At 66.6% G+C, this 22,417-nt stretch carries 25 protein-coding genes and 1 pseudogene; 5 read left to right on the forward strand and 21 right to left on the reverse strand.

The features are described from left to right. Window positions 1-1,195, forward strand: a pseudogene (locus tag IY145_RS02775) (hypothetical protein); the annotation flags it as partial. Window positions 1,196-1,263: 68 nt separating this feature from the next. Then, window positions 1,264-2,703, forward strand: a complete 1,440-nt coding sequence (gene lpdA, locus IY145_RS02780; RefSeq protein ID WP_196406819.1) for a dihydrolipoyl dehydrogenase — start codon at window positions 1,264-1,266, stop codon at window positions 2,701-2,703. Window positions 2,704-2,948: 245 nt separating this feature from the next. On the opposite strand, the gene IY145_RS02785 is transcribed toward lpdA, so the two are convergent. The 4 genes from IY145_RS02785 to IY145_RS02800 all read right to left on the reverse strand — a co-directional run bounded on the left by IY145_RS02785 (window position 2,949) and on the right by IY145_RS02800 (window position 5,711). Next, on the reverse strand, window positions 2,949-3,317 hold the full coding sequence (locus IY145_RS02785; protein ID WP_196406820.1) for a PRC-barrel domain-containing protein: 369 nt from the start codon (window positions 3,315-3,317) through the stop codon (window positions 2,949-2,951). 71 nt (window positions 3,318-3,388) lie between these two features. After that, window positions 3,389-4,750, reverse strand: a complete 1,362-nt coding sequence (locus IY145_RS02790) for an anion transporter (protein WP_196406821.1) — start codon at window positions 4,748-4,750, stop codon at window positions 3,389-3,391. 83 nt (window positions 4,751-4,833) lie between these two features. Continuing rightward, window positions 4,834-5,295, reverse strand: a complete 462-nt coding sequence (locus IY145_RS02795; RefSeq protein ID WP_196406822.1) for a carboxymuconolactone decarboxylase family protein — start codon at window positions 5,293-5,295, stop codon at window positions 4,834-4,836. Further along, window positions 5,292-5,711 carry a cupin domain-containing protein gene (locus tag IY145_RS02800; protein WP_196406823.1) on the reverse strand — a complete coding sequence of 140 codons (420 nt, stop codon included), beginning with the start codon at window positions 5,709-5,711 and terminating at the stop codon, window positions 5,292-5,294. Before IY145_RS02800 ends, IY145_RS02795 begins: the two co-directional genes overlap by 4 nt. A gap of 95 nt (window positions 5,712-5,806) precedes the next feature. Between IY145_RS02800 and IY145_RS02805 the strand changes: the two genes are divergently transcribed. Continuing rightward, window positions 5,807-7,213: a PLP-dependent aminotransferase family protein gene (locus IY145_RS02805; protein WP_196410380.1), complete on the forward strand. Its 1,407-nt coding sequence runs from the start codon at window positions 5,807-5,809 to the stop codon at window positions 7,211-7,213. 6 nt (window positions 7,214-7,219) lie between these two features. Here the strand turns inward: IY145_RS02805 and coaA are convergent, their stop codons facing one another. From coaA to IY145_RS02860, 11 genes are all read right to left on the reverse strand, one after another. Beyond that, complete coding sequence (gene coaA, locus IY145_RS02810; RefSeq protein WP_196406824.1) at window positions 7,220-8,185, reverse strand: type I pantothenate kinase; 966 nt, start codon at window positions 8,183-8,185, stop codon at window positions 7,220-7,222. Continuing rightward, window positions 8,182-8,508: a phosphoribosyl-ATP diphosphatase gene (locus IY145_RS02815; RefSeq protein ID WP_196406825.1), complete on the reverse strand. Its 327-nt coding sequence runs from the start codon at window positions 8,506-8,508 to the stop codon at window positions 8,182-8,184. Before IY145_RS02815 ends, coaA begins: the two co-directional genes overlap by 4 nt. Then, window positions 8,505-9,278 carry an imidazole glycerol phosphate synthase subunit HisF gene (hisF, locus tag IY145_RS02820; protein WP_196406826.1) on the reverse strand — a complete coding sequence of 258 codons (774 nt, stop codon included), beginning with the start codon at window positions 9,276-9,278 and terminating at the stop codon, window positions 8,505-8,507. The genes IY145_RS02815 and hisF overlap by 4 nt, the downstream gene beginning before the upstream one ends. Next, window positions 9,278-9,535 (reverse strand): hypothetical protein, encoded by a 258-nt coding sequence (locus IY145_RS02825; RefSeq protein WP_036291827.1) that lies wholly within the window; start codon window positions 9,533-9,535, stop codon window positions 9,278-9,280. Before IY145_RS02825 ends, hisF begins: the two co-directional genes overlap by 1 nt. A gap of 32 nt (window positions 9,536-9,567) precedes the next feature. Further along, a complete protein-coding gene (locus IY145_RS02830; RefSeq protein WP_024880710.1) occupies window positions 9,568-9,951 on the reverse strand; it encodes a hypothetical protein in 384 nt (127 codons plus the stop codon). After that, window positions 9,948-10,697: a 1-(5-phosphoribosyl)-5-[(5-phosphoribosylamino)methylideneamino]imidazole-4-carboxamide isomerase gene (gene hisA, locus IY145_RS02835; protein WP_196406827.1), complete on the reverse strand. Its 750-nt coding sequence runs from the start codon at window positions 10,695-10,697 to the stop codon at window positions 9,948-9,950. Before hisA ends, IY145_RS02830 begins: the two co-directional genes overlap by 4 nt. After that, window positions 10,685-11,332: an imidazole glycerol phosphate synthase subunit HisH gene (gene hisH / locus IY145_RS02840; protein WP_196406828.1), complete on the reverse strand. Its 648-nt coding sequence runs from the start codon at window positions 11,330-11,332 to the stop codon at window positions 10,685-10,687. The genes hisA and hisH overlap by 13 nt, the downstream gene beginning before the upstream one ends. Beyond that, window positions 11,329-11,802, reverse strand: coding sequence for a DUF2628 domain-containing protein (locus IY145_RS02845; protein ID WP_196406829.1), 474 nt, complete (start codon window positions 11,800-11,802; stop codon window positions 11,329-11,331). Before IY145_RS02845 ends, hisH begins: the two co-directional genes overlap by 4 nt. 15 nt (window positions 11,803-11,817) lie before the next feature. After that, window positions 11,818-12,411, reverse strand: a complete 594-nt coding sequence (hisB, locus tag IY145_RS02850) for an imidazoleglycerol-phosphate dehydratase HisB (RefSeq protein ID WP_196406830.1) — start codon at window positions 12,409-12,411, stop codon at window positions 11,818-11,820. Between the two features lie 147 nt (window positions 12,412-12,558). Then, window positions 12,559-13,005, reverse strand: coding sequence for a very short patch repair endonuclease (locus tag IY145_RS02855; protein ID WP_196406831.1), 447 nt, complete (start codon window positions 13,003-13,005; stop codon window positions 12,559-12,561). After that, a complete protein-coding gene (locus IY145_RS02860) occupies window positions 13,002-14,156 on the reverse strand; it encodes a DNA cytosine methyltransferase (RefSeq protein WP_196406832.1) in 1,155 nt (384 codons plus the stop codon). The genes IY145_RS02855 and IY145_RS02860 overlap by 4 nt, the downstream gene beginning before the upstream one ends. 360 nt (window positions 14,157-14,516) lie before the next feature. Between IY145_RS02860 and gspG the strand changes: the two genes are divergently transcribed. Together gspG and IY145_RS02870 are read left to right on the forward strand one after the other, a co-directional pair. Next, window positions 14,517-14,999 (forward strand): type II secretion system major pseudopilin GspG, encoded by a 483-nt coding sequence (gspG, locus tag IY145_RS02865; protein ID WP_210332608.1) that lies wholly within the window; start codon window positions 14,517-14,519, stop codon window positions 14,997-14,999. A 70-nt stretch (window positions 15,000-15,069) separates the two neighbouring features. After that, entirely contained in the window at window positions 15,070-15,960 is an 891-nt protein-coding gene (locus IY145_RS02870) for a type II secretion system protein GspK (protein WP_210332609.1), read from the forward strand. A gap of 29 nt (window positions 15,961-15,989) precedes the next feature. Here IY145_RS02870 and gspD read toward each other — a convergent pair whose 3' ends face one another. The 6 genes from gspD to IY145_RS02900 all read right to left on the reverse strand — a co-directional run bounded on the left by gspD (window position 15,990) and on the right by IY145_RS02900 (window position 22,375). Next, window positions 15,990-18,281: a type II secretion system secretin GspD gene (gene gspD / locus IY145_RS02875; protein ID WP_312030551.1), complete on the reverse strand. Its 2,292-nt coding sequence runs from the start codon at window positions 18,279-18,281 to the stop codon at window positions 15,990-15,992. A gap of 155 nt (window positions 18,282-18,436) precedes the next feature. Beyond that, window positions 18,437-18,973 (reverse strand): hypothetical protein, encoded by a 537-nt coding sequence (locus IY145_RS02880; protein WP_196406835.1) that lies wholly within the window; start codon window positions 18,971-18,973, stop codon window positions 18,437-18,439. Then, window positions 18,970-19,566 carry a type II secretion system protein GspM gene (gene gspM / locus IY145_RS02885; RefSeq protein WP_196406836.1) on the reverse strand — a complete coding sequence of 199 codons (597 nt, stop codon included), beginning with the start codon at window positions 19,564-19,566 and terminating at the stop codon, window positions 18,970-18,972. The genes IY145_RS02880 and gspM overlap by 4 nt, the downstream gene beginning before the upstream one ends. A 13-nt stretch (window positions 19,567-19,579) precedes the next feature. Further along, a complete protein-coding gene (locus tag IY145_RS02890) occupies window positions 19,580-20,710 on the reverse strand; it encodes a PilN domain-containing protein (protein WP_196406837.1) in 1,131 nt (376 codons plus the stop codon). 79 nt (window positions 20,711-20,789) lie between these two features. Continuing rightward, window positions 20,790-21,620, reverse strand: coding sequence for a heme-binding protein (locus tag IY145_RS02895; protein WP_196406838.1), 831 nt, complete (start codon window positions 21,618-21,620; stop codon window positions 20,790-20,792). 113 nt (window positions 21,621-21,733) lie between these two features. Beyond that, window positions 21,734-22,375 (reverse strand): DUF1190 domain-containing protein, encoded by a 642-nt coding sequence (locus IY145_RS02900; RefSeq protein WP_246721739.1) that lies wholly within the window; start codon window positions 22,373-22,375, stop codon window positions 21,734-21,736. Window positions 22,376-22,417 lie beyond the last annotated feature (42 nt).

Here is a 22,417-nt window from a genome sequence, read left to right on the forward strand (position 1 = left end):
CGTCGCCGTCCGCACGGCGATCGATATTGCGGGGCTGGAGCCGCATATCGTCTTCGACGGCGAGGAGGACCGGCTCCGCGCCCTCCTCGGCCATGACGAAGCCGTCCATATTCATCGCCGGCGCTCCGGCCTCATCGAGGCCATAGAGGCGACGCCCGAGACGCCGGGCTGGAGCCGCGCCGTCGCCGCAGGCGCGCTGCTGCGGCTCGATATTCCGCTCATCGAGACCAGGGACGAATTCGTCCTCTACACGGATTGCGACGTGCTGTTCGCGCGGCGCGTCGAGCTGTCGCCGTTGCGGCCGCGTTATTTCGCCGCCGCGCCCATGCACGAGCCGCATGAATGGTCGCAATTATGCTCGGGCGTGCTGCTGCTCGACGTCCCGGCCATGCGCGCCGAATATGACGCGCTGATGCGGCGCGCGCGCAATTCGCTCGGCCGCCCGCATCATTACGACCAGGAAGCGCTCAACGAGCATTTCGAAGGGCGCTGGGACCATCTGCCGATCCACATGCATTGGAAGCCCTATTGGGGCGTCGAATGGGATGCGGCGATCGTGCATTTCCACGGCCCCAAGGCGGAGGACGCGCGCCTCTTCGCGACGGCGCCGCCGGGCGACGATCTCTTGGGGCTTCTCTATCGACGCGACCCGCAGGGCTTTGCGCATTTTCTGCGCTTCTACGACATGGCCGCGGGCGCATGCCGGCGCGGCGAGCGCATCGGCGCCGCGGCGCTCGCGCCCCTGCGGCTCGAGGCGGCCGTGGCCTCGGGCGGCCGGGCTGTGCGCCGCGCATTCACCGCTCTGCGCGAGCTGCGCCCGCTGGCGACGCGTGAGGCGGCGGCCCCGCCGACGCTGCCGAGCGAAGCGAGCTCGGCCGAAGTCGCGACGCTCGAGAATTTCGACGAACGCTCTTATCTCTACGCCAATCCCGATGTCGCCGAATCGGTGCGGCGCGGCCGCATCGTCTCCGGCCGGGCGCATTTTTCGCGCTATGGCCGCTATGAGGGGCGGGTGCAGATGATCCCGCGGGACATTGTCGCAACGCCGGAGAATTTCGACGGCGAAGCCTATCTCGCGCGTAATCCGGATGTCGCCTTTCTGATCGCGCGCGGCCGCTACGCCTCGGCCCGCGCGCATTTCGAGCGGCGTGGACGCGCCGAACGACGCCGACAGCTCGCGCCGCCGACCGGCTGAACCCGACGCCTATGGCGCCCGGCCCTTTCATGGCCAAATATGAGCCTGAGCGAGTCGCGAGGGCGTCCATGGCCAATTCTTATGATCTCATCGTCATCGGCGGCGGGCCGGGCGGCTATGTCGCCGCGATCCGCGCCGCCCAGCTCGGGCTGAGGACCGCCGTCGTCGAGCGCGAGCATTTGGGCGGCATTTGCCTCAATTGGGGGTGCATTCCCACCAAGGCGCTGCTGCGCTCGGCCGATGTCTTCCGCTATGCGAGACATGCGAAGGATTTCGGACTGCGCATCGAGGGCGAAGTCTCCTTCGACGCGGAAGCGCTGGTGAAGCGCTCGCGCGCGGTGGCCGCACGGCTCAACGCCGGCGTCGAGTTTCTATGCAAGAAAAACAAGATCGACGTGATCTGGGGCGAGGCCGCGCTCGCCGCGCCCGGTGAGGTCCGCGTCGCGGCGCCGGGGAGCTTCGGCGACAGGCCGCAGCTTCCGCGACCGAAGAATAGCCTCGGCGAGGGCGTCTATACGGCCGCGCATGTGATCGTCGCGACAGGGGCGCGGCCGCGCGCCCTGCCCGGCCTCGAGCCGGACGGGAGACTCGTCTGGACCTATTTCGAGGCGCTGCTGCCGCCGTCCATTCCGAAGTCGCTGCTCGTCGTCGGCGGCGGCGCGATCGGCGTCGAATTCGCCTCCTTCTATTCGACCTTCGGCTCGCAGGTGACGCTGATCGAGGCGCTGCCGCAGATTCTTCCCGCAGAAGACGCGGAGATCGCCGCGCTGGCGCGTAAATCCTTCGAGAAGCAGGGCATAAAGATCGTCACCAATGCGAAAGTGGCGCGGCTCGACAGACGAGAGAACAGCGTCGCCGCGACGATCGCCGCGGAGGGCGGCGAGAGAATCGTCGAAGCCGAGCGCGTGATCTCGGCCGTCGGCGTCGTTCCCAATAGCGAGGGCCTGGGCCTCGAGACGCTGGGCGTGAAGATGGAGCGCGGCGTCATCCTCACCGACGGGCTCGGCCGCACCAATGTCGCGGGCGTCCATGCGATCGGCGACGTGGCCGGCCCGCCCATGCTCGCCCATAAGGCGGAGCATGAGGGCGTCGTCTGCGTGGAGGCGATCGCCGGCCTCTCGCCGCACGCCATCGAGCGCACGCGCATTCCCGCCTGCACCTATTGCCATCCGCAGATCGCCTCCGTCGGCCTCACCGAAGCGGCGGCGAAAGAAGCGGGTTACGAGCTGAAGGTCGGGCGCTTTCCCTATATGGGCAACGGCAAGGCCATCGCCATGGGCGAAGCCGAGGGCCTCGTGAAGACGATCTTCGACGCCAAGAGCGGCCGCCTGCTCGGCGCGCATCTCATCGGCGCGGAGGTGACGGAGCTGATCCAGGGCTTCGTCATAGCGATGAATCTGGAGACGACCGAGGCGGAGCTGATCGAGACGATCTTCCCGCATCCGACGCTCTCCGAGACGATGCACGAGAGCGCGCTCGACGCCTATGGAAGGGCGATTCATATTTGATGGCGCTCAGCCTTTGGCGTCGAAAACAGAGCGCTCGTGGAATAAACGCTCCATTCGCGGATGCCGTCACGGTGGCGAGTCGAGCGCCGAAACAAACGCGTCCCCCGCCGCTCCATCCAATATGAAGAAGCGACGATCGGGGAAGCGTTCGCGAAGCTCGGTCGAAAGCATTTTCTTTGGTCGGCGAAGACGTCTGGCCATTTGCCTCGGCCAAGCCTGACCAAAAATGTCGAGACACTCGCCGCCTACCGCGCCGCGCCCTCCCAATAAGGCGCCGCGCCATAATGGGCGTGGATGCGCGTCTCCCAGTCGCGATCGGCCCAGCTCGCATCGTCATATTCGGGCGCGTCCTCGAGCAGATGCTCGGTCACCGACGTCACATAGCGGCGCCGATCCATGTCGTAGCAGAGCGCATTCCAGGGCACGGCGTGATGGCCCTTGCGCAGGCACATGAAGCCGCAGAAATTCACGACGGCGTAGCGCGCCTGGCCGGTCGCAGGATCGATCATCAGATGATCGATCTCGCCGATCTCCTTGCCGCCCTGATCGAAGACCTTCGCGCCGACGATATGCTCGCTCGAGATCATGTGTAGATTCGGGATTGCGGTCGCCATATCGACCTCCCCTCGTGAGCCCCCGGCCCTCCGATACGATAAAAACGCTCTGCGAACCAAAAAGTTGCCGGCTATGACAAAAGCCACGCGCCGAAGGCTATAGTAACGAGCGTGAGCGGCGCGCCGATCTTGAAATAGGCCCAGAAGCCGATGGAGACGCCCGCGGCGCGGGCGCGCTCGGCGACGATGAGATTGGCGACGGAGCCGATGAGCGTCAGATTGCCGGCGAGAGTCGAGGCCATGGCGACGACGAGCCAGGCGCGCTGCGGATCGGCGGCGCCGGCGACGAAAGGCTTCAGCGCCAGCACCGCCGGCACATTGCTGACGAGATTGGAGAGAATGGCGGAAACGATCGCCAGCACGCCTGCGTCGGAGAGATCGAAATTGCCGATCGACGCCACCGCCTGCGGCGTCAGCACTGTCGCCTCGAGCCCTTGGACGACGATGAACAGGCCGACGAACATCAGCAGGAGCGGCCAGTCGATCTCGCGATAGACCTTCTCCGCCTTCACATGGCGCGTGACCAGCAGCAGCGCGCCGCCGACGATGGCGACCTTCGCCACCGGCTGGCCAGCGAAGAAGAGGCCCATCATGGCGAGCGTCACCGACACGGATTTGAAGACGAGAAATCCGCGCGCCCGCGCCGGCGGCGGCGCGGCCTCGGGCAATCGCTCGCGCGAGAGAAACTCGCGGGGGTAGAACAGCGCGAGAAGCGCGAAAGTGACGAGAAGGCCGAAGGCGGCGACCGGCCACAACGCCGCGGCGAAGGCGCCATAGGGAATATGCGACAGGCCGCCGATGATCATGTTCTGCGGATTGCCGGTGATCGTCGCCACGCTGCCGACATTGGAGGCCATGGGCACGGCCAGCAGATAAGGCAGCGGATCGCGCTTCAGCCGCTTGGTCAGCTCGAGGGCGAGCGGCGTCATCACGAGACAGATGGCGTCATTGACGAGAAAAGCCGAGAAGGCGCCTGTCACCAGCACGATGGCCGCGAGAAGAGCGAGGGGGCTCTTCGCGCGCGTGACGACGAAATTGCTGGCGAGGCGAAAAAAGCCGGAGAGCCGCAGATTGGCGACGACGATCATCATGCCGAGCAGCAGAGTGATCGTGTCGAAATCGATGGCGCGATAGGCCTCGTCCAACGGCAGCACGCCGAGCCCCACCATCAGGCTCGCGCCGAGCAGAGCCGCGCCGGCGCGATCGAGCCGCAAGCCCGGCGCCTCGCCGAGCGCGATGACGAAATAGGTCGCCGCGAAGACGATGACGGCGGCGACATGCGCGCCATCGGGCGCCGCCGCGAAGAACAGCATGGCGAGCCGAGCGAGCAGCGTCACGCCCGCGGCGGCCGCCAGCGCGCCGAAGAAGACGAGCGCCACCGCGACGAGCGCAGAGGCGAAGGACGAGCTTTTTTTGTCGCCTGAATCGAGCATGATGTCGCAAGGCTGGAGCGGAACGCCTCGCCGGGCTTAGCGCGTTCCTCCGTTCCGAGCCAGAGCGGACGTCAGCCGCTCCGTCACCCCTGCGCCGCGCGCTTCACGGCGGCGGGCGTCGCCCGAAAAGCGATGGCCATGCGGTTGTAGGCGTTCATCAGGCTGATCGCCAAAGTGAGATCGGCGAGCTCCTTTCCAGAAAATTGCGCCGAGACCGCCGCGAATTCCACATCTGGAACGGCGGTCTCGGCGACCTTCGTCACCGTCTCCGCCCAAGCGAGCGCCGCCCGCTCGCGCTCGGAGAATAGCGCCTCCGCCTCGCGCCAGACGGAGACGAGCGCGAGCTTTTCCACGGTGAAGCCCTCGGCCACGAGCCGGCGCGTGTGCAGATCGAGGCAATAGGCGCAGCCGTTGATCTGCGAGACGCGCAGATAGACGAGCTCGGCGAGCGCCATGCCGAGGCTCGCGCCGACATAGGTATGCACGGCGCCGAGCGCCTTCATGCCCTCGGGCGCGGCGTGATTGTAATCGAGGCGGCTGGTCATTCTCTCTCTCCTGCATCGGGAAGGGTCAAAAGCGTCTCTCTCGAATCGACGACGAAGATAGCGAGCAATCGCGCCGGCTCCGTGTCGCTGGCGTTCTCGCTCACCACATGGCGCGCGCCCGGCGGCTCGAACCAACTCTGCCCGGCGCGGAAAAGTTCCGCCGCGCCGGCGTCCGTGGCGCTGCGCATCGCGCCCGAAAGCACATAGGCGTAGATGAAACCCGACGCGGCGTGGCGATGCGGCGGCGATTTGCCGCCCGGCGGATAGGAGACCAGCACGCTGACGAGGCTCTTGCCGGGGAGATTGGGAATTTCCGCGCGCGACAGCAGTGTGACCTGCGGACCGGAGGCGTCATGCGCCGCGGCGGGCGGCGCGAGGGCGAGCAGACCGAAGAGAAAAAACGCGACATGCCGCATGGCGAGGCTCCTTCGTTCGGGGCGAGAGGACCATGCGCGCCGTTCGAACCAGAAAAAAGCATCGAGACTTGCGCGAACTCTTGTACCATTCGTCCATGCAGCCGCTGCCGATCGACATAGACCGCGAGGCGAAGACGCCTCTCTCCGAGCAGATTTACGCCGCCATTCGCGCGGCCATCGTCGAGCGGCGGCTCGCCGCTGGCGCGCGCCTGCCCTCCTGGACCGATCTTTCCGCCCAGCTCGGCGTTGCGCGCGGCACGACGCGGGCGGCCTATGAGCGGCTTGTCGACGAGCAATTGGCGGCGGCCGACGGCGCGCGCGGCACCCGCGTCGCCGAGCGCCCGCCTCTCGTCCCGAGGCGGGCCGAAACGCCTGCGGCGCCGGCCCTGTCGGGGCCGTTTCACGATTACGCGCGCGCGCCGTTGCTCTTCCGGCCCTGCCTTCCCGCGCATGACGCCTTTCCACATGCGCTATGGTCGCGGCTCTCGGCGCAGGCCGCCCGCGCCGCCGCCGCCGCGCCGCTCGCCTATCCCGACCCGCGCGGCGAGATCGCGCTGCGCCGCACGATCTGCGCCTATCTCTCCGTGGCGCGCGGACTCCATTGCGCGCCGGAGCAGGTGATCGTGACGACGGGCTATTTCGGCGCGCTCGGCCTCGCGCTGCGCGCTCTGCCGCTCGCAGGGCGCGAGGTCTGGCTCGAGGATCCGGCCTTTCCCGTCACGCGCGAAGCGCTGCGCTTCGCCGGATTGGAGAGCGTCCCCATCCGGGTCGATGCGCAGGGCCTCGACGTCGCGGAGGCCGTCCGACGAGCGCCGCGCGCCGCTCTCGCCGCGGTGACGCCGAGCCAACAGGCGCCGCTCGGCATGGCCATGTCGCTTCCGCGTCGGCTCGCGCTGCTGCGCTGGGCGAGCGAGACGGGCGCTCATGTGATCGAGGATGATTATCTCGGCGAATTGCAGCTCGACGGCCGCGCTGCGCCGGCGCTCGCCTCGCTCGACCGCGACGGCCGCGTCGTCTACGCCGGCACATTCAGCAAGACGATGAGCCCCGCGCTGCGGCTCGGCTTCCTCGTCGCGCCGCCGGCGCTCGCCGCCCGCTTCGCGCAGATCGCCGCCTGCCTCGCGCCGGCGCCGGCCCCTGCGACGCAGCGCGCGGTCGCCGCCTTCATCGCCGAGGGCCATTTCCTGCGCCATTTGCGGCGCATGAAACGCCTCTATGCCGCGCGGCGAAAGGCGCTGACGGTCGCGCTACGGGAAGCGGCGGGCGAAGACGCGGAAATTTCCGCCTGCGCCCTCTCATTGAAGCTCGATCTGCCGGAGGACGCCGACGATCTCGCCATCGCCGCGCGCGCCATCGCCGCCGGATCGGCGCCCGCCCCCCTGTCGCCCTGGTATGCGGAAGAGCCGCGGCCGCGCGGCCTGCTGCTCGGCGTCGCCAATATTCGCGAGGCGCGCCTCGCGGAGGACTGCCGACGGCTGCTCGAATTCACGCGAGCCGGCTGACGCGCGTCACAATTTGCGCAGCGCGACTTCCTCTATGCGATGGTCCGCGCCTTTGGTCAGCACCAGGCTGGCGCGCGGGCGCGTCGGCGAGATGTTGCGGCGCAGATTCTCGAGATTGATGCGCGTCCAAATATCCTTGGCGACGCGCACCGTCTCCTCGTCGTCGAGATCGGCGTATTTCTTGAAATAGGAGAGCGGATCACGGAAGGCCGTCTCGCGCAGGCGGCGGAAACGGTCCACATACCATTGCTCGAGCACATCCTCCTCAGCGTGAAGATAGACCGAGAAGTCGAAGAAATCCGAGACGAAGGGAATTTCGCGCCCGTCGCCGCGCGGGCGGCTGGCGAGCAGAACATTCACGCCCTCGACGATGAGAATGTCGGGCTTGTCGACGTAGAAATATTCGCCCGGCACGACGTCATAGGTCAGATGCGAATAGACCGGCGCGGCGACATTGCGCTGGCCGGCCTTCACATCGGAGAGAAAGCGCAGCAGCGCGCGATTGTCGTAGCTCTCCGGAAAGCCCTTCTTGTCCATGAGGCCGTCACGCTCGAGCACGGCGTTGGGATGCAGAAAGCCGTCGGTGGTGACGAGCTCGACCTTCGGCGTGTTGGGCCAGCGCGACAGCAGCGCCTTGAGGATGCGCGCCGTCGTCGATTTGCCCACGGCGACCGAGCCGGCGACGCCGATGATGTAGGGCATCTTGCCGTCCTCGGCGCCCAGGAATCGCTGCGTCGCCTTGAACAGGCCTTGCGTCGCCGCGACATAAAGCGCGAGCAGGCGCGAGAGCGGCAGATAAATCTCGATGACCTCTTCCAGCGAGATCGGATCATCGAGCGATTTGAGCCGCGTGAGATCGTCGAGCGTCAGCGTCAGCGGCGTGTCGGCGCGCAGGCTCGCCCATTCGGCGCGTGTGAAGCGCCGATAGGGCGACAGAACCGCGCCGGCTCCCAGATAGGCTTCGGCGTTCATTTCCGCTCTCCGCGCGACGCTTTTTCCGCATGGCCGGACTGCGCCGTGCGCGTCTCCAACTCGGCGAGCACCTCCTCGAGCGTGACGCCGCCCGCCGCCAGCAGCACGAGCAGATGATAGAGCGTGTCGGCGGCCTCGCTCGTCAGATGCTTGCGGTCGCCTTCCATTGCGGCGATGACCGTCTCCACAGCCTCCTCGCCGAATTTCTTGGCGATGCGGGGCGTGCCGGCTTCGAACAAGCTCTTGGTGTAGGATTGCGCGGCGTCGGCGCCTCGCTTCGATGCGATGATCTCTGCGAGATCGGCGAGGGTGAAATCGCTCATGAAGGCTCCAGGCCGTCGAGGCGCATCGGTATGCCCGCTTTCGCCATATATCGCTTCGCCTGCGGGATGGTGAACTCGCCGAAGTGGAAAATAGACGCGGCGAGAACGGCGGAAGCATGGCCCTCGCGCACGCCCTCGACGAGATGATCCAGCGTTCCGACGCCGCCCGAGGCGATGACCGGCACATCGACGGCGTCGGCCACGGCGCGTGTCAGCCCGATGTCGAAGCCGATTTTGGCGCCGTCGCGGTCCATGGAGGTGAGCAGAATTTCGCCCGCGCCGAGGCTCGTGACCTCTTTGGCGTATTCGACCGCATCTATGCCCGTCGGGCGGCGGCCGCCATGGGTGAAGATCTCCCAATGGTCGCCGACGCGCTTGGCGTCTATGGCGACGACGATGCATTGCGCGCCGAATTTTTCCGCAGCCTCGCGCACGAATTGCCGATCGGCGACGGCGGCGGAATTGATCGAGGCCTTGTCGGCGCCGGCGAGCAAGAGATTGCGAATGTCGTCCTCGTTGCGCACGCCGCCGCCGACGGTGAGCGGCATGAAGCAGGCCTCCGCCGTGCGCCGCACGACATCGAGCATGATGCCGCGATTCTCGTGGCTGGCGGTGATATCGAGAAAGCAGAGCTCGTCGGCGCCGGCGGCGTCATAGGCGATGGCGCATTCGACCGGATCGCCGGCGTCACGCAGATCGACGAAATTGACGCCTTTGACGACGCGGCCCTCTTTGACGTCGAGGCAGGGAATGACGCGGGATTTGAGCATCAGGCGGCCGATGATTCCGGAGACTGCGGGCGATTGATGAAGTCCCAGATGATTCTCGGGAGCCAGCCGCCCTTCTTCTTCGTCTCGATTTCCGTGACGATGAATCGAACGTCAGGGATCACCTCTTCCCTGATCTGCGCTGCGAGCCACCGCGCGTCGCGCTCGGACGAGATGCAGAAAGTATTGTCGAAGACGGCGTACCAGTTCGTGATCTCCGCAATCTTGTCCAGGCGCCGGGACACGAGGTCGCGCGACATCCTCGAACTATCGTAAACTAGGAGAAAAGCGTTCACGGTTGCTCTCCTTCGCTCGGATCCACCTCGATCACATTGGGAAGCTCCAAGCCTTCTCCTTCGATTTTCTGCGGAAGACCGCTCTTGCTTCGGGACTCGATCCAAAGCTCGTGCTGCCGCACCACAAACTCTTCGGACTGAAGGCGATCTGGGCTTTTCAACATAAAGTAGAAATGCGTAATGACAAAGACGACGCTCGGAACGGCGGCAAAGAAGACGAATACATACTTCAACACTGGGTCGGCTTGGAATTCGTAGGCCGCCGTCAGAAAGGCGAGCGTCCCCACCGTCATGAACCACAAGACATGGTTCATGACGTTTCTCACGCGCACCACTCCGGCGCGGGACGTCAAGCGGGCGATGACGTCTTCCGGCCTCATGCCGCCTCCGTCGCCGCCCGGATCAGCGCCAGCGCTTCCGCCGGATCGAGCCGTCCGTCATAGAGCGCGCGGCCGGTGATCGCGCCCGCCAGCTTCTTGCAGTCGGGCTGCAGCAGCCGCTCTATGTCGGCGAGCGAGGCGAGGCCGCCGGAGGCGATGACCGGGATGCTCAGCGCATCGGCGAGCGCCAGCGTCGCCTCTATGTTGAGGCCCTTCAACACGCCGTCGCGGGAGATGTCGGTGTAGACGATGGCCGAGACGCCGGCGTCCTCGAAGCTGCGGCCGAGATCCTGCGCCGAGACATGGGTGCGGCGCGCCCAGCCCTCGACGGCGACGAAGCCGTCCTTGGCGTCTATGCCCACCGCTATGCGGCCCGGATAGAGCCGCGCCGCCTCGCGCACCAGCGCCGGATCGCGCACAGCCGCCGTGCCGATGATGACGCGCGAAATCCCCTTGTCCAGCCAGCGCGATATGGTGCGCATCTCGCGAATGCCGCCGCCGAGCTGCACGGGGATTTTGATATTGGCGAGAATGCCCTCGACCGCGAGCGCGTTCATCGGCGCGCCGGCGAAGGCGCCGTCGAGATCGACGACATGCAGATAGTCGAAGCCCTGACGCTCGAAGGCCTGCGCCTGCGCGGTCGGATCGTCGTTGAACACCGTCGCCGAGGACATTTCGCCTTCGACGAGGCGCACGCATTGACCCTCTTTGAGATCGATCGCGGGAAACAGGATCACGGACGCCACCTCAGAAAATTCGCGATGAGAGCGAGGCCGAGCCTCTGGCTCTTCTCGGGATGGAATTGCGTGCCGACGAGATTGTCTCGCGCCACGACGGCGGTCAGCGGCGCGCCATAATCCGTCGTCGCGACGACGTGATCGGGCGAAGCCGGCAGGAATTGGTAGGAATGCACGAAATAGGCGTGCAGGCCGCTCTCCCCCGTGGGGATGTCCGCGAAGAGCGCGTGCGGGCGCGCGAGCTGCAGCGTGTTCCAGCCCATATGGGGGATTTTGAGGCTCTTGTCCGCGGGCTCTATGACGGCGACGTCGCCGGCGATCCAGCCGAGGCCCGCGGCCTCGCCATGCTCGAGGCCGCGCGTCGCCATCAGCTGCATGCCGACGCATATGCCGAGGAACGGCCGGCCGCGCTCGATGACCGCCTCGCGCAGCGCCTCGTCCAGCCCGGCGAGCGCCGAGAGGCCGCTGCGGCAGTCGCGGAAAGCGCCGACGCCCGGCAGGCAGACGCGCTCCGCGCGGCGCACCACATCCGGATCATTGGTGACGGTGATCTCGGCGCCGTTCCCTTCCCGGGCGGCGCGCTCGAAGGCTTTGGCGGCAGAGTGCAGATTGCCCGATCCGTAATCGATGATCGCCGTCGTCACGCGCGCGGCTCCTCGAACAGGCCGCCGATGATGGGCCGCATCGCCGCCCGACCGCCGGTCGTCGTCGGAACCGTCGTCTTGACGACGCCGGACGGGCGCCAATTGGCGAAGAACACGTCCTCGGCCTCGTCGATGTTATCCGCGACCATGACGGCGCTCTCCGTATAACCCTTGCGCTCGAGCGACCAGGCCACGAGCCGCGGCCCCTCGAGGCCGAGCAGCGCGCCGAGCGCCAGCTGCAAGACCGAGGCCGCCTCGGGATCGATCCCGAAAGCCACGCCGGCGCCGAAGATCAGCGCGAGCGCGGCCGTCCATAGGACGGCCGGCAGCCACGCCCGCCGCCACAGCAGCCACAGCGGGCCGAACAAAAAGGCCGGCGTCGAGAAGCCGTCGCGCAGAAAGACGATTCGCTCCGGCGACGGAGCCTCGCCCGGCGGGGCCGGGGGAATCAGGACGGTGTAGACGGCCATGGGCCCGCCTCCCTTTCAGCCGGTGAGCGTGCCTTTGGTCGAGGGGACGACGCCGCCGCGGCGCGGATCGGGCGCCGCCGCCTTGCCGAAGGCGCGGGCGAAACCCTTGAAGCAGCTTTCCGCGATATGATGCGAATTGACGCCGCGCAGCGCCTCGACATGCAGGCCGATGCGCGCATTCATGGCGAAAGCCTGGAAGAACTCGCGCACCAGCTCGGTGTCGAACTCGCCGATCTTGGCCGCAGGAAAGGCGACGTCGAAGACGAGGAAGGGCCGGCCGGAGATGTCGACGACGACGCGGGCGAGCGCCTCGTCCAGCGGCACATGGGCGTCGCCGTAGCGGGCGATGCCCTTGCGGTCGCCGAGCGCCTCGTCCACCGCCTTGCCGAGCGCGATTCCCACATCCTCCACCGTATGGTGGCCATCGATATGGAGATCGCCCTTGGCGGCGACGGTGAGGTCGAGCGGGGCATGGCGGGCGATCTGGTCGAGCATATGGTCGAAGAAGCCGATCCCGGTCGAAATGTCGGATTTGCCCTCGCCGTCGAGGTCGACGGCGACGGCGATACGGGTCTCTTTCGTGTCGCGCTCGTATTTGGCGCTGCGCATGGCTCGACGGGCTCGCGGTGGTCTCGAGAGCCGAAGCGGTCTCGAGGGGCTGGAACGGAATATAGACCGCTCTCCGTGGCTTGTAGCAATTCGGCGGGCGCATGGCCAGAAGCGTGGGCAATCGGCGTGAACCGCCCTTTGCCGCGCCTAGTCCAATTCTCTCGGCTGCTCTGCGCTCCGGTAGCGGCGCGCGAGCCGGCGGACGCGCTCGTCCAGCCTGCTCCGGTCCAACGCCTCGCACTCCCACAGGATCGCAACATGAAAGCCCTGCGCTCTCAAAGACTTGGCTTTGCGGGCGTCGCGAGCGCGATTGGCGGCGAATTTTTCCAGCCAGAAGGCCCGATTCTGTTTCGGGATCGTGCCGCGGCGGCAATTCTTGTGGTGATGCCAGTAGCAGCCATTGACGAAGAGGGCCCAGCGCCGGCTGCGATTGGCGAAATCCGGCGCGCCCGGCAAGCCCTCGACATTGCGCCGATAGTGGAGGCCCGCCCGCCTCAGCGCCAGCGCGACCGCCTCCTCCGCCCCGGTGCGGGACCGCCGCACCCGTTTCATCAGCGCCGAGCGCGCCGGATCGCTGGCGGGCGGCGTCTTCATTCGGCGGCGACAAGGGATCGGGCGGCGAGCATCGCCTCGAGATGGGCGGCGACCGACTCCCGGAAGCCGGGCTCGAATCGGAGCTTCGCCCGCTGCGTGCGGGCGAGGAAGCCGGCGGCGGCGCGCGCCGAGAGCGGCTTGCCCGGATGTTGCAGAAAAAGATGCAGCGGCTCGCGCTCCCGCCAGACGGGAAAGGCGGAAATCTCGACGCCGAAGCGCCTGTCTCCGTCATAGCGCGCCGCGCGGGGCCAGCGGGCGCCCTCCTCCAGAGGCGCGCCGTCGCGGGCCGGGTCATAGTCTCCGGGCGCTTCGAGCCGGCCGCCGACCCATTCGGCCACCGGGGCGCTCACCGCGTTGCCGACGAGAGACCAGCGCCAGTTGGCGCGCCCCAGCGCCTCGGCCGGCGCGGTCCAGTCCGCCGGAAATCCCTGCAGGCGCTCGGCGTCGCGAATGTCCGGCGTCACCACTTCGCCGCCCGGCAGCAGAATCGCCGGCGGCGAGGCGATGCCCAGCGTCGAGCCGTTTTTCAGCGTCGGCACGCAATCGGGCGCCCAGCCGAGGCCGCGCACCCCCTCCGTCCAATAGAAGCCATGCGCGTGGGTGGGCAGCGACGTCGCGCGCGGGCAGGGCGCCGCCTCGTCGACGAGCAGAATATCGGCGGGGTCGGCGGCGCGGGAGGCGAGAAACAGCACGCGCTCGCGCCGCTGCGGCAGAAAGGCCAGAGTGTTGACGACCCGGTAAGCCCACAGATAGCCGCGCTCCTCGAATGCCGCGACGAGCCGCGCCATGGCCCGCCCGCGATCGAGGCTCAGCATGAAGGAGACATTCTCGAGCAGCGCATAGGGCGCGGGCGTCTCGTCGAGCAGACGGAACACATGTTCGACGAGCGAGGATTTGCGCCCCTCTATGCCCTGCGTGCGGCCGGCCTGGCTCAAGTCCTGACAGGGGAAGCCGGCGGCGACGAGCTCGGTCTCGCCGGGCAGTCCGCGCAATGCGGCGACGTCGCCGACATTGGGCGTCTCGGGGAAATGCGCGGCGAGCACCTGCGCGGCGAGCGGCCAAACTTCAGAAAACATCAGGCGCTCGTGCCCGGCGCGGGAGAGCCCGAGCTCGAGGCCGCCGATCCCGGCGAACAGGCCGACGACTTTCATGGACGGCCGAAGGAGAATGGCCTCGCGGCCGAGTGAGATCGAGCGATTCGTCTGCGCATGACGGGGAGTTGATCGCCATGGGCGAAGAGGTGTCAAGCACGGCGAAATGCAGCTTTCCCCGTCCTTCGAGACCACGGCCGGATTCGCCCCGCGACGGACGAGGAAAGCTTCGCGCCATTATTCTGCTCGCCGTGGCGAGCGCTCGCAGGCAAGACATGTCTTCGTGTCGATGCGATGACGTCGCGCGCGAAATCCGTCGATGCGAAAGCCGGCCGGCGGCTGGACTCGTCGGCCGGCTCTGCCTAGTCTGGCGACGCATTTTTCCGCATGTGCAGCGCGCACCTCCAGAAGCCGAGTCCGATGCGATCCTCACCTTTGCTCAAAGCCTCGATCCACTCACATCGTCCGCTTCGCCGCGCGAACCGATCCGCGCGCGCCGGCTATACGCTGGTCGAAATGCTGGTCGTGCTCGCGATCATCGGATCGATCGTCGGCCTCGTCGGTCCGCGCGTGCTGAATTATCTCTCCGAGTCGAAGGTCAAGACCGCGCAGATTCAGATGGAGAATATTTCGAGCGCGCTCGATCTGTTCTATCTCGACGTCGGCCGCTATCCGTCGTCGGAAGAAGGACTCTCCGCGCTCGCCCGCCGGCCCGCCGGCGCGACGGTCTGGAACGGCCCCTATTTGAAATCCGCCAATGTTCCGAAAGACCCCTGGGGCCATGACTATCTCTATCGCGCTCCCGGCCAGAACGGCCCCTTCGACATAGGCTCGCTCGGTCCCGAGGGCCGCGAAGGCGGCGCGGGATCGATTTCGCGCAGTCGCGACACGGCGGCGCGTTGACGATCTCCTCGCTCACATGTCCGCGGGCCGCCGAGGCAAAGAGAATCGAAAAGGCTTCGCACTCCTCGTCGTGATCTGGGGTCTCGGCGTCATCATTTTGCTGATGACCTCATTCATGGCGACGGCGCGGCTGCGCCTGCGCGGCGCGGTCGACAATTCCGCGGCGATAAAGGCGCATCTCCTTGCCGAAGGCGCCGTCAATCTGGCGATCATCGGACTGCTTGGCGAGCAGAAGGCCGGCAATCCTCTGCAGGCGGAAACGGCCGTTCACGACGGCGCGCCGCGCTTTTGCACGCTCGCCGGCGCGGCGGTGGCGATCTCGATCGAAGACGAGAGCGGCAAGCTCGATCTCAACGCAGCCTCCTCTCCGCTGATCGAGGCTGCGTTGCGCGGCTTCGGAGCCGACGACGCCAACGGCCTCGCGCGTGCGATCATCGCTTTTCGCGAAACGCAAATTTCGGAGTTCGCGCGTCTTTCCGCGCCGCCGCCGTCATCGAAGCGGCCCTTCGCGCCCAAGCATGCGCCGTTCCAGACTGCTTTGGAGCTCGATCAGATCGACGGAATGGACCCGCAGCTGCTGCGCGCTCTGCTGCCGGTCGTCACCGTCCATTCGCACAGCGTCGGCGTCGACGCGCGATCCGCGCCGCCGGCGCTCTTCGCCGCGCTCGCGCGCTATCCCGCAGCGGAAACGCTCGCGCTCGCCGCGAAGCCTTTTCCGAACGGGCTCGATCGCCGCGACCCGCGATTTCCAGCGGAATATCGTCAGAATGGCGTCGCCGGCGGAACGTTTTCAATTCATGCGGAGGCCGCTCTCTCGAGCGGAGCGATCGGCGTCGAGGAGACGATCATCGCGCTGCGGCCGAACGAGCGTCTTCCTTTCACCATTCTCGAAACCAGAAGAGCGCTCGCGCGCAACCGCGATCGTCTGCTCGGCGCCGGCGCCTCGGCGCCTCCCTGCTGACGGAACAGGGTTTCCGCTTTCGTCGCTCTCTACTGGTCGAGCAGCACGCGCCGCGCCGTCCCTTCGATGCTGCGGGGACGGACCTTCGCCTTTGTGGCGATCTGCAGCAGCTTTCGCTTATATTCGTCGGTGATGTCGCGCGCCTCGCCGAGCGAGCGCACCACATGCGGCGTGATCATGATGAGCAGCTCGGTCTTGCCGGCGGAGTCGGTCTTGTCCTTGAAGGCGTTTCCGAAGAACGGCACGTCGCCGAGCACCGGCACCTGACTGGAGCCGCGCGTGCGCGAGTCCTGAATGAGTCCGCCGAGCATCAACGATTCCGCGTCGTTGACGACCACCTGCGTCTTCACGCGCCGTTGCTGAATCGTCGGCGTCGTCGACGACGAGCTCGCGCCCGGCGCGACATTGGAGACTTCCTGCTCCAACTCCAGCATCACGCGGCCACTCTCGTTGATGTGCGGCGTGATGGCGAGAATGACGCCCGTGTCGCGATAGTTGACGGAGTTGAATGTCGTGATGCCGCCCTGCGCCGTCGCGCCCGAGAGCGTGGTGACGGGAACCTGATCGCCGACCTGGAGAACCGCCTGACGATTGTCGAGAACGGTGAGCGAGGGCGTCGAAATGATGTTGACGTTGGTGATCTGATTGAGGGCGTTGAGCGTGACTTGCGCATTGGCGGCGCGAAAGGCGTAGGCGAAGCCGGGAAACACCGCGTCAACCGCCGTGCCGAGCAGATTATTGCCGAGCGCGTCATTCGCCGCCGGCGTGTTGCCGTCGCCGGTGGAGAAGCCGCTCATCGAGGATTTTTTCTGTAGGAACCAGCGCACGCCGAAATGCAGATCGTCATTGAGCGAGACCTCGGCGATCGTCGCTTCGATGAACACTTGATTGGGCAGAACGTCGAGCTTCTCGATGACGCGCAGAAGGCGCTTGTAATCCTCCGGCGTCGCCATCACCACAATGGCGTTCTTGGCCTCGTCGACGGCGATTTTGAAACGGCTGTCCTCGCCGAGCCCCGAGGCCGTCGACGTCTGATCCTGCGCGCCATTCGAATTCGAGGCGCCGTTCGAAGCTCCGAACCCCGCTCCGCCGCCGCCGTTCGACGATCCGCCGAAACCGCCGAGGCCGCCGCTCCCGCTGTTCGAGCTCGTCGTCGAGAGCGCCCCGAGCTGTCCCGAGGAGGAGCCGAGGCCGGACGAACCGAGCCCGGACGAGCCGGCGGAGTTCGTCGACAACCCTCCCGACGAGAGGACAGACGATCCGAAACGCGGCGAGACGTCATTGGTCTTGGCGACGCCGGCGTCGCGCCCGAACATGGAGCCGACGACCTGCACGAGTTCTTTGGCCGGCCGGTTCTGCACCCGATAGCTGAAAAACTGCTTTTGAACGCCCTGCGCCCGCGCGTCCAGACGTTCGATCCAGGCGCGCGCCCGCGCCAGATAACCGGGCTGCGGGGTGATCGCCAAAATCGCCGACAAATGCTTGTTGCCGATGAACTGAATCATACCGTTCATCGGCCCCTCGCGCTCGGAGCCGAAGACCTTGCGCAAATCCTCGGCGAGGGCGTCCGGGTCGGCGCTCGTCACCGGCACGACGGCGAAGGACATGCCGCGCATCGTGTCGACGTCGAACAGCGCGATCGTATCTTCGAGCGCGGCGATCTCCTGCGCGCTTCCTGTCAAAGTCAGCGTGCGGCGCTGATCGTCGGCGCGCACGACGGCGCCCTGCCGCGTGATCGGCTCAAGAACGCGTTTGAGCTCGGAGGCGGAGACATAACGCAAACGCACGACGCGCGCGCCACTGCCCAGGCGCTCCGTGTCGAGAGCCTGCGGCGCGACGGAGATCGAGGCGCCGGCGGCGGCCTGGTCGAGCGGCACGATTTTGTAGACGCCGCCGCTTTCGATGATTGCGGCGCCGGAGACGCGCAGAGCCGATTGAAACAATTCGATCGCGACGGCTCTTTTGACCGGCCGCGCCGTATGCACCGTCACTTTGCCGTCGATCCGCGGATCGACGACATAATCGACGCCGACGATATCGCCGAGCACGACTTTCGCCGCCTGAGCGATCGGCAGATTGGCGAGATTGAGGGTGACGCCGTCTTTCTCGTCCCGGACGTCGTCTTTCTGGCGCGACACGGCCTCGCCGATGAAGCGCCCACTGCCGACGATCGACTCTGCGGCGACGCGTCCCCCGCGCGCGGCGGCGCGGCCGCTCGTCACTCGGCCCGGGGAGGCGGAGCCGCCGTCGAGCGCCTCGCGGCTCCATTCTGCGACAGGAGGATCGTTCGTGCTCTGGCAAGCAGAGGCCGCGACCGCCACGAGGGCGACTAGACTCGAATGTAAAAAACGCACCCGCACATTCGCCCCTGAACGCCGTCGAATACACACGCTCACGCCACCTAACATGATTGTCCGTCATGCGCCACTCGCGTCGCCCCGCGACGAGACGCAGAACATCGATCGGGCCTGAATTCCTATTGCTCGGGATAGAGTTGCAGGCGCGCAGATTGTGCGCCATTGACGAGTTTCAACTCCACCTCTCCGACCTCTGCGATCGTCCAGCCCTGCACGGATTCGCCGGGAACGAGCCAGCGGCCTTCCGGATCTTCACCCGACACGACGAAAGCGCGCACGGATGCGCCGGATCTCACGATCGCGGCGAGTGACAGGCCGGCGGGCGCCGAGGGGATTCCTGCGAAACCTTCGCCTCGATCGGGCTTGGCGGCAGTGGGGCGCGGACGTCGTGTCTTCCAGAAGATCGGGCGCGACAAGGTCTGAGTGTCGTCGCTCGCCGCCGCCGCGCGACCGGAGGCCGGCGACACGAAGCTCGGCGGGCGCCAGTCCGTCTTCGGCGGCGACGCCGCTTCGTCGGGACCGATCAGAGAAAGAAGGGCGAAGGCGGAAGCGGCGAGGTCCAACGCCGCCAGCGATGCGAGAAGCAAAGCGGCGAGCGGCGACAGACGCAGTTCACGCGCCAGAGCGCGAAAGCGCGCGGCGAGCGCTCCCATCATGAGCGCTCCTTCGGCGACGCGCCGCCGAAGACGTCGAATTGCGCGGCGAGAAATCCGTCGTTCGCGCCGCCCTGCGCGCCCCATACGGCCATTTGACGGCGTAACGAAGCCGTCAGCACCAGAAGCAGCGGCGTCTCGCTCTCGAGCGAACGCAGCAGCGCATGCAGCGCCTCGATCGAGCCGCTGACATCGAGTCGCGCGCCGACCAGCGACGCGCCATTCACCGTCTTGGACGGCAACATGCGAATCGAGTTCACCGTCGCGCCGGATCGATCGGCCGCCGCTTTCAGCAGCGCCTGCAGATTGGCGTTGACGACGCCTTCCGTCGCGCCGGAGAGCAATTCGCCCTGCGCATTGCTCTCGGCCACCTGCTGCGCATAGAGCCGCACCGCCTTCTCCTGCGTGGCGACGGCCTCGTAACGCGCGAGCGTCGCGCGCCGGTCGACGACGCTTTCGGCGCGCTCCGCGAGAAAGCCGTGCAAAGGCTCGACGAAGACGAAGAACAGCAGCAGCGCCGCCACGGCGTTGACGCCGAAGAACAGGGCGCGCCGCGACCATTGCGGATGCGAGAGGGCTCGCGAGCTCAGCGGCATGGACCGATCCGAATCATTGGCGCCGTCGCACTGTCACTTGCAGCGAAAAGCTCTCGCGCTTCTCGATCGGATCAGGCGTGATCGGCGCGGTCAACTTCGCGTCGACGAAGAGCGAAGAACGATCGAACAAGGCGGGAAGGCTCGCGGCGGAATCGGCGAGGCCGACGATCTCGATGGAGCGCTCGCCCTCGCGCGCTTCCGCGAGACGCAGATCGGAGACGAAGGCGCCGTCGGGCAGGATGCGCGAGACTTCCTCCCAAAGATCGACGAAGGCCGGATATTTCGCGCGCTCTTCGCGAAGCGTGGCGAGCAGGCGGCTCTCGGACGCGGCCTGCTCGGCGAGCTTGCGCGCATCGGCCGCGCGGCGCGACATTTCGGCGATTTCGACGTCGAGCGCAGCGGCGTCACGCTCCTGTCGCCAAACTGTGACGGCGACGCCGAGGACGAAGAATGCGATTGCGACGACAGCCAGGGCCAATGCGGCTTTGCGCTCCCAATGCGGCGCCTCGACGGCTCGGCCGACGGTGAGAGCGGGAACACTAGTCGCGGCCTCGCCCGCGGGCGCAGGCTGCGCCAAGTCGAGATCATCGACAGACAGACCGGAGCCATCGAGCAGACCGGGCAGCAGGTCGCGCCGTAAAATCCATTGTTCGACGACGAGCTTGCTCGGCGATTGCGGATGGGGCTCCGCGACATGCCCGTGCAGAATATCCGCGAGGAGGAACGGCGTCTTGCGCTCGACCTCCGACGCGAGCAGGCGCGGCAGATCGGGCTGCGCGGCGAGCGGCGCGTCGAAACGCCGAACGAAGAACGCCTCGCGCGGAATTTCCACGACGATCTTCGTCGCAGCGCGCGTCGCGCCGCGACGCTCCAGCGCTTCGTCGATCGAAGAGGCCGAGAGCTCCTCCGCCGAGACCGGATCGGCGAGCGCATGTCCGTCCGCGGAGAGCAATTGCAGCGGCTCGCGCTGTCGTCCGACGCGCAGAAGCAGGCGGCGCTCGCCGCGATCGAGCAGCCAGGCGAGCGTGGGGGGAGAGAAGAGCGCGAAAAATTCGGCGCGATACCAATTCCACGCGCGACTCGCCGAGCTCGCGAGCGAGCCCTCGAAAAACTCCTTGCGCCAGATGGACGATGGCGACGACATCGAGACTCCAACGCGAGACACACACCACATGAAACGGGGAGCAGCGTCGCGCTCCCCGCCGAATTTGGTCAGCCTGCGCTCATTGGACCGCGGGCAGAGTGCTGAGAACCGGCGTGCCATTGCCCACGCCGGCGCAATTGGGATGACCCCAACCGCTAGTGCTGACCCCGGCCGTGATATCGAAAACGATATTGTCGGGCTTCGTCGCATCGCCGCTCACGCCGCCGACGCCGGACAGATAATCCAGATTGAGGCTGTGACGCGCTCTCCACGCGACCGCATGGTCCGTGCAGGACGTGTCGCCGCTCACGCCGATGGCTCCGATTTTGACGCCATTCGGCGCATAGAGCGCAAGGCCGCCGCCGAAGACGTTGACGCCGCCGATCGCGTCGCCGACCATCGGATCATTCTGCTGGCCGAAGGTCGCCGGATCGGCCGGCCGGCCGTTCTTCTGCTCATAGGCCGCGTCCGGATCGACCGGATTGCTGAACTGCAGGCCGAACAGGCTGCCGCCCGGCTGCACCGCCGAATAGAGATTGGCGGTCGAGAGCGCGAGGCCGGCCAATCCCACGGCGCTGCCGCTCGGCGTCACGCCTTTGCTCAGGCTGAGGCCGTTGGCTGTGTTGGCCTTTTGCGCCGAGATCACGCGGCTCGCGAGCCATTGGCTCTTATAGTCGCCGCCGGTGAAGGCGACGGCGCAGACCGTTCCATCATTGGCGACGATCGTCGCCCACATGTGCAAGCCGAGCCCATTATTGCCGGTCACGCCGCGCGCGCCGGTCAGGGCCGAACGCAACTGCGACCACGACGGCAGATTCGAGCAAGAGTTGCGACGGTCATGAGCCGAGGCGGTCGTCGCCGACAGCGCGATCAAAGCTCCGGCGAGCGTCAGTTTCTCGATGATTTTCATAATTCCTCCCCAAACTGGTTCATATTCAAGTGAGATCGATATACGCAGCGGTCCTTAGCACGGTCGAGGTCTAGCCGCCAATACCGAGCGACTTTCACCGCCTGATGACAAAATCATTGGACGAAAGGCGCCGCGCGCAGGCGCTGACGCCGCGCGGCCGAAGACTCGCGCGTCGCCGACGCCGCCTCCTCGCGAAGCGGCGGCTCGTCGACATCGACCGTCGTGTCGAAGGAATTGTCCGGCGCGTCCTCCGGGCCCTTCCCTTTCGCCTGGAAACGCCCCGCCGGCAGGATCGGCGCGAAGCCCGCGGAGAAATCCCGCTCGACCAATCGCGAGATCGGCTGCGCCGCGAAGGCGCGGGGCGGCGTCTCGATCGCGAGAATTGGCGTCACGACGGGCTCGCCGCCGCGGGTCACGATCTCGACGCCGAGCAATGACGGCCGATAGGCCTCCTCGGCGCCGGAGTCCTTCTCGCAGAGCCGGTATTTCAACTGACATTTCCATCGTGTAGGGAAATTCGGAATGCGCTCGCGCAATTCGACGAGCGAATTGGCGAAAGCATTCGCGCAACTTTGCCGCGAGAAGCGTCCCGAAGCGGCGCAAGCCTTCGGCGAGTCGAACAGGAATGACGATGCGGCCCTTGCACGAGGCGCGACGAGCAGCAACGGCGAGATCGCCGCGCAAATACATGAGACATAAAGTATGCGCCGGGCTCTCCCAGACAGGCGCCCCGGCTCGACCGACGCCGACGACATGCACGATCACTCGTTCGCTACGCGGCGCGATTGCGCCCGGAA

The organism is Methylosinus sp. H3A (genome assembly GCF_015709455.1).
Taxonomy (GTDB): domain Bacteria; phylum Pseudomonadota; class Alphaproteobacteria; order Rhizobiales; family Beijerinckiaceae; genus Methylosinus.

Bases quoted from the DNA above. Each gene is read 5' to 3' on its own strand.
- IY145_RS02860 (WP_196406832.1), bottom strand. From the start codon at position 14,156: ATGAAAGTCGTCGGCCTGTTCGCCGGGATCGGCGGCCTCGAGCTCGGG.
- IY145_RS02795 (WP_196406822.1), bottom strand. From the start codon at position 5,295: ATGACCAGCCGCCTCGATTACAATCACGCCGCGCCCGAGGGCATGAAG.
- gspG (WP_210332608.1), top strand. From the start codon at position 14,517: ATGCGATCCTCACCTTTGCTCAAAGCCTCGATCCACTCACATCGTCCG.
- IY145_RS02900 (WP_246721739.1), bottom strand. From the start codon at position 22,375: ATGTCGTCGGCGTCGGTCGAGCCGGGGCGCCTGTCTGGGAGAGCCCGG.
- lpdA (WP_196406819.1), top strand. From the start codon at position 1,264: ATGGCCAATTCTTATGATCTCATCGTCATCGGCGGCGGGCCGGGCGGC.
- IY145_RS02815 (WP_196406825.1), bottom strand. From the start codon at position 8,508: ATGAGCGATTTCACCCTCGCCGATCTCGCAGAGATCATCGCATCGAAG.
- IY145_RS02845 (WP_196406829.1), bottom strand. From the start codon at position 11,802: ATGGCCGTCTACACCGTCCTGATTCCCCCGGCCCCGCCGGGCGAGGCT.
- IY145_RS02785 (WP_196406820.1), bottom strand. From the start codon at position 3,317: ATGGCGACCGCAATCCCGAATCTACACATGATCTCGAGCGAGCATATC.
- IY145_RS02855 (WP_196406831.1), bottom strand. From the start codon at position 13,005: ATGAAGACGCCGCCCGCCAGCGATCCGGCGCGCTCGGCGCTGATGAAA.
- gspM (WP_196406836.1), bottom strand. From the start codon at position 19,566: ATGCCGCTGAGCTCGCGAGCCCTCTCGCATCCGCAATGGTCGCGGCGC.
- coaA (WP_196406824.1), bottom strand. From the start codon at position 8,185: ATGAACGCCGAAGCCTATCTGGGAGCCGGCGCGGTTCTGTCGCCCTAT.
- IY145_RS02825 (WP_036291827.1), bottom strand. From the start codon at position 9,535: ATGTCGCGCGACCTCGTGTCCCGGCGCCTGGACAAGATTGCGGAGATC.
- IY145_RS02830 (WP_024880710.1), bottom strand. From the start codon at position 9,951: ATGAGGCCGGAAGACGTCATCGCCCGCTTGACGTCCCGCGCCGGAGTG.
- IY145_RS02880 (WP_196406835.1), bottom strand. From the start codon at position 18,973: ATGATGGGAGCGCTCGCCGCGCGCTTTCGCGCTCTGGCGCGTGAACTG.
- IY145_RS02800 (WP_196406823.1), bottom strand. From the start codon at position 5,711: ATGCGGCATGTCGCGTTTTTTCTCTTCGGTCTGCTCGCCCTCGCGCCG.
- IY145_RS02895 (WP_196406838.1), bottom strand. From the start codon at position 21,620: ATGAAAATCATCGAGAAACTGACGCTCGCCGGAGCTTTGATCGCGCTG.
- IY145_RS02890 (WP_196406837.1), bottom strand. From the start codon at position 20,710: ATGTCGTCGCCATCGTCCATCTGGCGCAAGGAGTTTTTCGAGGGCTCG.
- IY145_RS02790 (WP_196406821.1), bottom strand. From the start codon at position 4,750: ATGCTCGATTCAGGCGACAAAAAAAGCTCGTCCTTCGCCTCTGCGCTC.
- IY145_RS02805 (WP_196410380.1), top strand. From the start codon at position 5,807: ATGCAGCCGCTGCCGATCGACATAGACCGCGAGGCGAAGACGCCTCTC.
- hisF (WP_196406826.1), bottom strand. From the start codon at position 9,278: ATGCTCAAATCCCGCGTCATTCCCTGCCTCGACGTCAAAGAGGGCCGC.
- hisB (WP_196406830.1), bottom strand. From the start codon at position 12,411: ATGCGCAGCGCCAAATACGAGCGCGACACGAAAGAGACCCGTATCGCC.